The organism is Phyllobacterium bourgognense (genome assembly GCF_003337575.1).
Classification (GTDB): Bacteria; Pseudomonadota; Alphaproteobacteria; order Rhizobiales; family Rhizobiaceae; genus Phyllobacterium; species Phyllobacterium bourgognense.
In genome coordinates this window covers 149,507-159,811 of sequence record NZ_QPJM01000012.1, presented here as the reverse complement: position 1 = coordinate 159,811, position 10,305 = coordinate 149,507, and the positions used below count along the sequence as shown (strand labels likewise).

At 61.1% G+C, this 10,305-nt stretch carries 9 protein-coding genes; 7 read left to right on the top strand and 2 right to left on the bottom strand.

From position 1 onward, the window contains the following. Positions 1–318: 318 nt before the first annotated feature. Complete coding sequence (locus C7476_RS19530; protein WP_114431537.1) at positions 319–1,551, bottom strand: Mrp/NBP35 family ATP-binding protein; 1,233 nt, start codon at positions 1,549–1,551, stop codon at positions 319–321. Positions 1,552–1,635: 84 nt separating this feature from the next. Then, a complete protein-coding gene (locus tag C7476_RS19525) occupies positions 1,636–3,018 on the bottom strand; it encodes a formimidoylglutamate deiminase (RefSeq protein WP_114431536.1) in 1,383 nt (460 codons plus the stop codon). 85 nt (positions 3,019–3,103) lie between these two features. Here C7476_RS19525 and hutI point away from each other — a divergent pair, with 85 nt between their 5' ends. The 7 genes from hutI (at position 3,104) to C7476_RS19490 (ending at position 10,278) form a co-directional block, all read left to right on the top strand. Beyond that, positions 3,104–4,297, top strand: a complete 1,194-nt coding sequence (hutI, locus tag C7476_RS19520) for an imidazolonepropionase (protein ID WP_114431535.1) — start codon at positions 3,104–3,106, stop codon at positions 4,295–4,297. Next, a complete protein-coding gene (hutH, locus tag C7476_RS19515) occupies positions 4,298–5,845 on the top strand; it encodes a histidine ammonia-lyase (RefSeq protein ID WP_181872524.1) in 1,548 nt (515 codons plus the stop codon). Further along, positions 5,842–6,645, top strand: a complete 804-nt coding sequence (hutG, locus tag C7476_RS19510; protein WP_114431534.1) for an N-formylglutamate deformylase — start codon at positions 5,842–5,844, stop codon at positions 6,643–6,645. The genes hutH and hutG overlap by 4 nt, the downstream gene beginning before the upstream one ends. Continuing rightward, positions 6,645–8,315 carry a urocanate hydratase gene (gene hutU / locus C7476_RS19505; RefSeq protein WP_114431533.1) on the top strand — a complete coding sequence of 557 codons (1,671 nt, stop codon included), beginning with the start codon at positions 6,645–6,647 and terminating at the stop codon, positions 8,313–8,315. The genes hutG and hutU overlap by 1 nt, the downstream gene beginning before the upstream one ends. After that, positions 8,315–8,896 carry a HutD/Ves family protein gene (locus tag C7476_RS19500; RefSeq protein ID WP_114431532.1) on the top strand — a complete coding sequence of 194 codons (582 nt, stop codon included), beginning with the start codon at positions 8,315–8,317 and terminating at the stop codon, positions 8,894–8,896. The genes hutU and C7476_RS19500 overlap by 1 nt, the downstream gene beginning before the upstream one ends. Positions 8,897–8,905: 9 nt before the next feature. Next, positions 8,906–9,676 (top strand): histidine utilization transcriptional repressor HutC, encoded by a 771-nt coding sequence (hutC, locus tag C7476_RS19495; RefSeq protein WP_425374010.1) that lies wholly within the window; start codon positions 8,906–8,908, stop codon positions 9,674–9,676. A 218-nt stretch (positions 9,677–9,894) separates the two neighbouring features. After that, on the top strand, positions 9,895–10,278 hold the full coding sequence (locus tag C7476_RS19490) for a hypothetical protein (protein ID WP_114431531.1): 384 nt from the start codon (positions 9,895–9,897) through the stop codon (positions 10,276–10,278). Positions 10,279–10,305: the final 27 nt, after the last annotated feature.

Sequence of the window (10,305 nt, the reverse complement as noted above, 5' to 3'; positions counted from 1 at the left end):
TCAGGGCGCGAGGGTGGTTGCAACCAACCATGCTTGAAACCGCGCTCCTCCCAGGGCGGTTTAAGCCGATTAAATAAGAGTCTGTGATTAATTCGCTCCAGCGGACAGGAGTCAATTCGCCTTAAGTCTAAGAGAATGAACCAATCGAAAGTCCGTCAAACAATAAAACCCGCCATGAAAAATGACGGGTTTTGAGACAGTAAAGCGAAGGGCTGCTGGAGTATTTCCGCTTTTCTTCCAATCGCGGAATTGCTCCAGCTCCTTGTTTTTCGCAATTCCGGACGGAAAACCGGTTCTCCCACTTTTCCTGGAATTGCTCTAGTCGAACACAATCGCCGGGGCGGCGCGGCCGCCCTTCGCCGCCGCCAGCTGGTCCCAGACTTGTGCGGCGATCTCGCGATAGGCCTGTGCCTGCGGACCGTCGGGATTGCTGACAACTATAGGCGTTCCCGCATCTGACGTTTCGCGGATTTCCATCACCAGCGGCACCTCGCCGAGGAAGGGCACGCCGAGGCGTTCCGCCTCCTTGCGCGCGCCGCCATGGCCGAAGATGTCGTAGCGCGTGCCGGTGTCCGGGGCGATGAAATAGCTCATGTTCTCGACGATGCCGAGCAGCGGCACATCCACCTTCTTGAACATGTTCAAACCCTTGCGCGCGTCGATCAGCGCCAGGTCCTGCGGCGTCGAGACGATGACCGCACCGGCCAGCGGCACCTGCTGCGCCATTGTCAATTGCGCGTCGCCGGTGCCGGGCGGCATATCAACGACGAGCACGTCGAGGTCGCCCCACTGTACTTCGCGCAGCATCTGCGTCAGCGCCGACATGACCATCGGTCCGCGCCAGATCATGGGCGTTTCCTCATCGACGAGGAAGCCGATCGACATCACTTTCAGCCCGTAGCCTTCCATCGGCTTCAGAACGCGGCCGGACACAACCTCCGGCCTGCCATGCAGACCAAGCAGCCGTGGCATGGAGGGTCCGTAAATATCCGCGTCGAGGATGCCGACGCTGTGTCCGTTTGCCTTGAGTCCCAGCGCCAGATTGACAGCCGTCGTCGACTTGCCGACGCCGCCCTTGCCCGAGGCGACAGCGATGATCGCGCCGACACCGGGCACGCCGGATTTGACCGGGGCGCCGTGGCTGTGTCCATGCGCCGGTTGCGCGGGTGCACCCTGGGCTGCCGCGCCACTCTTGGCCACGACCCGTGGTGGGGGAACCGCGCCGGCCGGAGCCGGGCGTTGTGCCGGGCGCGCCGGGGGTGTTGGGCGGGGCGGGGCATCATCGCTTGTCGGCCCGCCTTTTTTCTCGGCAGTCAGCGCGACGATAGCGCCATTTACCCCCGGCATCGCCTTGACGACACGCTCGGCGGCGGCACGCAAAGGTTCGAGTTCCTGCGCTCGCGCGGCCGGCACTGTTATCGAGAAGAACACCTTGTTGTCGGCGATGAAAATATCCGAAACCAGCCCGAGCTCGACAATATTGCTGTTGAAGTCCGGGCCAGTCACCGTCTTCAATTGCTCGAGCACCTGCTCCTGCGTCACGCTTGCCATTACAATTCCATCCCTGTCATTCCTTCCAACTCAAATAGTGCAGTTGGAGCGAATCGCCAATGGTCATTATCCGCGCAAGTGCGGTCAGATTTTCGCGAGGATCGGTGCCAGGCGCGCTTTATAGGCGGCGAAAATCGCATCCCGGTCGCGGTGGCGGCCTTCATGCACCATATGCCGTCCGGCTGACCAGACATCGCCGACCGCGTGGCGGTCGCCCGCGAAGATCCAGCCGTCGAGCAGCCGGTCGCCGTTCAACCCCAACAGCGCCGGATTTTCAACATCGATCGCGATCATGTCGGCCCAGTTGCCGGGCGCGAGACTGCCCGCGAGGCGGCCGAGAGCCTGCGCACCGCCGGCGAGCGCCGTATCGTAGAGCGTGCGGCCACAGGATTTGCCGTCGACTGACAACGTAACCCGGGAGACATCGCGCAGACGCTGGCTGTATTCGAGCTGGCGGAGTTCCTCCGAGGGTGAGATGCGGATGTTGGAGTCGGATCCCGTGCCAAAGCGCCCGTCCGCGGCGAGATAATTCACCCCGTCGAATATGCCATCGCCGAGATTGGCTTCGGTGACCGGACACAGTCCGACAACCGCGCCGCTTTGCGCAACGCGCTGCGTTTCCTGCGGCGTCATGTGGGTCGAGTGGATCAGGCACCAGCGCTCATTGACCGGCAGATGGTCGAGCAGCCATGTCATCGAGCGCTGTCCGTAAGCCACCTGGACTTCTTCGATCTCCGGGATCTGCTCGGCAATATGAATGTGGAACGGCATGCCGCGAAAATGCTGTTCCAGCGCCTTCAGATCGCGTTCGTTGACGGCTCGGATCGAATGCGGCGCGACGCCGAAACCCGCGTCGGCGCTGACAGCTTTGGCGGCCTCCTGCGCCTGTCCCGCCAGTTTCGCATAGCGGTCGAAATCATTGCCGAAGCGCAATTGCCCGCCCGCCAGTGCCCGTCCTTCGACGCCGCCTTGTATGTAGGCGACCGGCAGCAGCGTCAAGCCGATACCTGTGGCGCTCGCCGCCGCCGCGATCCGTTCAGACAACTCTGCCAGGTTGGCGTAGGGCTGTCCGCCCGGCTGGTGATGTACATAGTGAAATTCCGCAACGCTGGAATAGCCGGACTCCAGCATCTCGACGAAGGCGAAGGCCGCAATCGCCTCGATGTCGTCAGGGTCCAGAATGTCGAGGAACCGGTACATGATCTCGCGCCATGTCCAGAAGCTGTCGCGCCCCGCAGGGCTGCGTGCTTCGGAAAGCCCGGCCATCGCCCGCTGGAAAGTGTGGCTGTGGAGGTTTGCCTGCGCCGGCAGCAGGACATCGACGGCGTAAGCATTTGGTGCAGTCTCGTTCCCGACGACAACCGACCCAATGCGTCCTGCACTGTCGATCTCGATCAGAACATTGTTCTCCCAGCCATTCGGCGTGAGCGCTGTTCGGGCGAACACCGATTTTCTAGCCTCAGTCATTTCTTTCCTCCCGCCGCATTGACACGTTATGTATATACATATTAACCTTGTGGGCAAGACCAAAAACGGGAGCGGGTCGCAGCCGATGAGGAAAATTCTATCCGGATTGAGGATCGCCACGCTGGAAGATACCGGCGCGCCGTATGGCCTCATTGAAAACGGCGCGATCGGCATCGATGGCGAGCGGATCGCCTGGGTTGGACAGACGATCCCTTTCGACTGGAATGATGTCGAGCGCCAGGATTTTGGCGGCAGGCTGGCAACCCCTGCCCTCATCGATTGCCACACCCATCTTGTCTTTGGTGGTAATCGCGCCCGCGAGTTCGAGATGCGGCTCGAAGGCGCGACCTATGAGGATATCGCGCGGGCCGGCGGCGGCATCGTCTCCTCGGTCAAATCGACCAATGCCGTGAACGAAGAGGTGCTCCTTGCGCAAAGCCTGCCGCGGCTCGATACCTTGCTTGCCGAAGGCGTCTCCACCGTCGAGATAAAATCCGGTTACGGGCTGAATATCGACGCCGAGCTAAAGATGCTGCGCGTCGCGCGCCGCCTCGCCACCATGCGCCCGGTGCGCATCCGCACAAGCTACCTTGCTGCCCATGCGACACCGCCGGAGTACAAGGGCCGGCCCGATGACTATATCTCCGAAGTCGTCCTGCCCGGTCTCGATGCAGCGCATTCGGAAGGCCTCGTCGATGCGGTGGACGGGTTTTGCGAGGGCATCGCTTTTTCGCCCGCACAGATCGCCCGCGTTTTCGACAGGGCGAAAGCACTTGGCTTGCCGGTCAAGCTCCACGCCGAGCAGCTCTCCAACCTTGGCGGCGCCAAGCTTGCGGCGTCGTATGGCGCCTTGTCCGCCGATCATCTCGAATACCTCGACGAGGAAGGCGCCAGCGCCATGGCGGCTGCCGGAACAGTCGCGGTGCTGCTTCCGGGCGCGTTCTATGCCCTGCGCGAAGAGCGCGCGCCGCCCGTCCAGATCCTGCGCGATGCCGGTGTTCGCATCGCCGTCGCCACCGATTGCAATCCGGGCACATCGCCGCTCACTTCGCTGCTCCTGACGATGAATATGGCGTGCACGTTTTTCCGGCTTACCGTCGAAGAAGCGCTTGCCGGCGCCACGCGTGAAGCCGCGCGCGCCCTGGGCCTCGCTGACGAAATCGGCACCATTGCGCCGGGCAAGCGCGCCGAGATCGCCATCTGGAACGCAGAGCAACCAGCGGAACTTTGCTATCGCATCGGCTTCAACCCGCTCCACCAGCTCGTTTTGAAAGCATAATTGACGATGACAATAATCTTGCACCCGGGGGCCGTGCCGCTTGCCACTCTCGAAACGATCTACTGGCATGGCACGCCGGCAAAGCTCGATGCGTCCTTTCATGCAGGCATCGAATCGGCAGCGAAACGAATTGCCGAAATCGCCGCTGGGAATGCGCCAGTCTATGGCATCAATACCGGGTTCGGCAAACTTGCCTCGATCCGGATCGATGCGGCGGATGTCGGAACGCTGCAGCGCAATCTCATCCTCTCCCATTGCTGCGGCGTCGGGAACGCGCTGCCGGAAAATATCGTGCGCCTGATCATGTCGCTGAAGCTGATCTCGCTCGGCCGCGGCGCTTCCGGTGTGCGCCCGGAACTCATCAGCCTGATCGAAGCCATGCTGGAAAAAGGCGTGATCCCGGTCATTCCGGAAAAGGGCTCCGTCGGCGCTTCCGGTGATCTTGCGCCGCTCGCCCACATGGCCGCGGCCATGATCGGTGAAGGCGACGTCACGTTCGGGTCGAGGCAGATGCCCGCCGCCGAGGGCCTTGCCGAAGCGGGGCTCAAGCCCGTCGTGCTCGCTGCCAAGGAAGGTCTTGCGCTCATCAACGGCACGCAAGTCTCGACGGCTCTTGCGCTTGCGGGGCTGTTTCGCGCCCACCGCGCCGGTCAATCGGCACTGATCACCGGTGCGCTTTCCACGGACGCCGCCATGGGTTCGTCAGCACCGTTCCATCCCGATATCCACGCATTGCGCGGTCATCGCGGCCAGATCGATACGGGCACGGCGCTTCGGCGACTGCTCGAAAACTCGCCTATCCGCGAGAGCCACATCGAGGGCGACGAACGTGTGCAGGACCCCTATTGCATCCGCTGCCAGCCGCAGGTGGATGGCGCCTGCCTCGACCTTTTGCGCATGGCGGCGCGGACGCTCGAAATCGAGGCCAACGCTGTTACCGACAATCCACTGGTGCTCAGCGATGGCTCCGTCGTCTCGGGCGGCAACTTCCATGCGGAGCCGGTTGCCTTCGCCGCCGACCAGATCGCCCTCGCCATTTGTGAAATCGGTGCAATCGCCCAACGCCGCATCGCTCTGCTGGTCGATCCGGCCTTGAGCTACGGCCTGCCAGCGTTCCTTGCCAGAAAGCCCGGCCTCAACTCCGGCCTGATGATCGCCGAGGTCACGTCGGCGGCGCTCATGTCGGAAAATAAGCAGATGTCGCATCCGGCGTCAGTGGATTCAACGCCGACCTCGGCCAATCAGGAAGATCATGTATCGATGGCCTGCCATGGCGCGCGGCGCCTGTTGCAGATGACGGACAATCTGTTCTCGATCATCGGTATCGAGGCGCTGACGGCCGCTCAGGGGATCGACCTGCGCGAACCGCTGCAGACCAGCCCGGAACTCACCCGCGCGCATGGCGTTATTCGGGTCGCAGTGCCAACACTCGACGAGGACCGCTATATGGCGCCAGACTTGAAGGCCGTTTCCGATCTTGTTGCTTCGGGCAGGCTCAACGCCGCGATTTCTCCCGATATTTTGCCAGTTCTGGATACACAATTATGAATGCCGTTGACGTCAAACAGGGGTCATCCCCGATCATTCTGGGCTTTCCGCACACGGGAACCGACGTGCCCGCCGACATCCTTGCCCGGCTCAACGAGACCGGCCAAATGCTCGCCGATACGGACTGGCACATCGACAAGCTGTATGATGGCTTGCTGCCAGAGGTCACGACTGTCCGCGCCACCTTTCATCGCTACGTCATCGATGCCAATCGCGATCCGTCAGGCGTCAGTCTTTATCCCGGGCAGAATACCACCGGCCTCATTCCCGAAACCGATTTCGACGGCAAGCCGATATGGCGCGATGGCGAGAAGCCGACGGCGGCGGACATCGAATACCGGCTGAAACAGTTCCACAGCCCTTACCATGCGGCGCTGGCCAAGGAGATCGAGCGCGTACACGAAGCCAATGGCCTTGTCGTTCTCTACGACTGCCATTCCATACGGTCGCATATCCCGTTCCTCTTCCAGGGCAAGCTTCCGGATTTCAACATTGGCACCAATGAGGGCAACAGCTGTTCCCCCGAAATCGCCTCGGCGGTCGGCCGGATTGCCTTCGCGGCACGCGGCTATGATGCCGTCATCAACGGCCGGTTCAAGGGTGGCTGGACGACGCGGCATTATGGACAACCGCAGCTCGGCATCCACGCCATCCAGATGGAACTGACGCAGTCCTCGCACCTGACGAAGGAAGCGCCACCTTTCGCCTATGACGAGGCCAAAGCCGAACGGCTGCGCAAGCATCTCAAAGACATTCTCGAAATCATCCGACAGACCGCGATCAAGCTGGGGAGCAAATAATGAACAATCCGAGGCACAATATCCGCGAAGTGCGCGCTCCACGCGGCGACAAGCTGAACACCAAATCCTGGATGACCGAAGCGCCGTTGCGGATGCTGATGAACAATCTTGATCCCGATGTTGCGGAAAATCCTAACGAACTCGTGGTCTATGGCGGGATCGGCCGTGCTGCCCGCACGTGGGACGATTTCGACAAGATCGTTTCCACCCTCAAAACCCTGAACGAGGATGAAACGTTGCTCGTCCAGTCCGGCAAGCCGGTCGGTGTATTCAAGACCCACGCCAATGCACCGAGAGTGCTGATCGCCAATTCCAATCTCGTGCCGCATTGGGCAACCTGGGATCATTTCAACGAGCTGGATAAGAAGGGTCTCGCCATGTACGGCCAGATGACCGCCGGCTCGTGGATCTATATCGGCACGCAAGGCATCGTGCAGGGTACCTATGAAACCTTCGTCGAAGCCGGGCGCCAGCACTATAACGGCAATCTCAAAGGCAAGTGGATCCTGACTGGCGGACTTGGCGGTATGGGCGGGGCACAGCCGCTGGCTGCCGTCATGGCCGGAGCCTGCTGTCTCGCCGTCGAGTGCAACCCGGACTCGATCGATTTCCGCCTGCGCACCCGCTACGTCGACGCGAAGGCCGAAACACTGGATGAAGCACTCGAAATGATCGACCGCTGGACCAAGGCGGGCGAAGCCAAATCGGTTGGCCTGCTCGGCAATGCCGCCGATATCCTGCCTGAACTCGTCCGGCGCAATGTGCGCCCGGACATCGTCACCGACCAGACCTCGGCCCATGATCCGATCAACGGCTATCTGCCAAAAGGCTGGACTTTGGCCGAATGGCGCCAGAAGCGCGAAACGGACCCGAAAGCCGTCGAGAAAGCCGCGCGTGCTTCGATGCGCGAACATGTCGAAGCCATGATCGCCTTCTGGGAACGAGGTATTCCGACGCTCGACTATGGCAACAACATACGCCAGGTCGCCAAGGACGAAGGATTGGAAAACGCCTTCGCTTTCCCCGGCTTCGTTCCGGCCTATATCCGTCCCCTGTTCTGCCGTGGCATTGGGCCATTCCGCTGGGCGGCGCTATCGGGCGATCCGGAAGACATTTACAAGACCGACGCCAAGGTGAAGGAACTGACACCCGGCAACACACATCTGCACAACTGGCTCGACATGGCGCGGGAGCGCATCGCGTTTCAGGGTCTGCCGGCGCGCATATGCTGGGTCGGGCTCGGCGACCGCGACCGGCTTGGACTCGCCTTCAACGAGATGGTGCGCAGCGGCGAATTAAAAGCACCGATCGTCATCGGCCGCGACCATCTCGATTCAGGTTCGGTCGCCTCGCCGAACCGCGAAACAGAAGCCATGAAAGACGGCTCCGATGCGGTCTCCGACTGGCCGCTGTTGAATGCACTGCTCAACACCGCCTCCGGTGCAACCTGGGTCTCCCTGCATCATGGCGGCGGCGTCGGCATGGGCTTTTCCCAGCACTCCGGCATGGTGATTTGCTGCGACGGGACCGACGACGCAGCGGAACGCATCAAGCGCGTTCTCTGGAACGATCCGGCAACCGGCGTCATGCGCCACGCCGATGCGGGCTATGAGATCGCCATTGAATGTGCGAAGGAAAAGCGCCTCAACCTGCCGGGCATTCTCGGCTGATGAAAATACTCCGGGCCAGCGATCACCGGCGAATGCCGTGGAAAAATGGCGGCGGCGTCACCACCGAGATTGCCGTCGCTCCCCCCGGAGCTTCGGTTGGCAATTTCGACTGGCGCATCAGCATGGCGACTGTTGCTGCCGATGGACCATTCTCGCGGTTTGAGGGCATCGACCGCACGCTGACCGTGCTTAGCGGGGAGGGCCTGGACCTTACCGTCGAGAGCGAAACACCGGTGCGATTGACGCCAGCAGGCAAGCCTCATCCATTCCCGGGAGACATGGCTGCATCGGCAAAGTTGATTGCCGGACCGGTCACCGATTTCAACGTCATGACCCGGCGGGGGCGCTGGACTCACAGCGTCGACAATCTGACCATCGATGGGACGCAGGTTCTGCCAGTCGTCGGGAATGTCTGCATCATCTTCTGCCGCAGTGGCCAGATCACCATCGATAAGTTGTCAGTACTTTACGCGCATGATGCTGCGTTGATCGAGGGCTCCGCCGGTGCCCCGGAGATTGCCGTTAGCGGATCGGGAGAGGCAATCATCGTGCACCTGTCGCAGACTCTATCGGCCGAATAAGAGGTCGCCGTGGATCAGTTGGAAAACCCCATCACCGATACCCCGAAGGGCCAGCTTTCCGCCCGTATCCGCCATGACATCGAGCAGCGGATCCTGCTCGGCGAATGGGCTCCCGGTTTTCGCATTCCGATGGAACGCGAATTGATGGAAACCTACGGTTGTGCGCGGATGACCGTGAACAAGGCTCTGTCGGCGCTGGCGGCTTCGGGCCTTATCGAGCGGCGTCGCAAGGCGGGAAGCTTCGTTTCGCAGCCGCTGTCGCAATCGGCCGTCATCGAAATTCCGGACGTGCGCGCCGAGGTCGAAGCCATCGGGCAGGTCTACAGACTTGAGGTGATCTCACGCCAGCAACGCCGCTCGACGCCGGCCGATATGGAACGCCTTAATGTGCAAAGCCCGCGTCAGGTTCTGGCGATTCACTGCCGTCACTTTGCCGGCCGGCGCGTCCATGCTTTCGAGGACCGGCTGATCGATCTTGTCAGCGTTCCGGAAGCCGTCGATATCTCCTTCGCCGATGAACCTCCGGGAACCTGGCTGCGCGGTCATGTGCCTTGGTCGGAGGCGGAGAACCGGATCAGCGCGTTCAATGCGGATTCCATGCTTGCGTCCCGTCTCGAGGTGCAGGAAGGCTCGGCCTGTTTGCAGGTCGAACGATCGACATGGAGAGGCAAACGGCCGATCACCGCCGTGCGGATGTTTTACCCGGGTGAAACCTACCGGCTGGTCGCTCATTTCAGTCCGAAGGGCGACATGTCGCGCCGCGATTCCACGCAAACCTGAATTTGGAAGCAGGCTGGTCTGAACCAAGACGTTTTTTACACACGAATAGACAAAACTCATGCAAGAGTTGCCAAAACTGACACAAGAATCATCGAATCTGGCGCAAGATTTTCCACTATCACGGGAAATTTCGGCGTGCTCGGTTGCATTCCTCTTTGCCGCATGGATTTTCAGGTCTGGCTCCTGTATTTAGACTGCGAAGTGAAAATGAGGCGGTGATGCGCAATATTCGGAACGACTGGCGATTGGCAGTGCGCATGCTTTGCGCATTGGCGCTCGTATTCGTTGCCTTCGCGCACCAGCCCGTTTCAGCCTCTCCAGCCAATGACATCGACCTCGCCGTCTATACTTTGCCTGACGGGTCAGTGCCCGTTCTTTGCCTCGACAACAAGGTGGATCAGGGCTCGCACAAGAGCGCATGGCACGGCAATGGTTGCGAGGCCTGCCGCCTCTCGGCATCCGTCGTTCTGCCGGTTCCGCCCTTGGCGTTCGGCTTGAAAAACGAGCCGGTTCAATCACTTACAATAGAACGGGAAGCGGTCCGGATCGCGCGCAGCCTCTTCCCGCCATCGGCTCCGCCGCAAGCTCCTCCCCTCGTCTGACATAAAATGCGCCCTCGATGGCGCGTC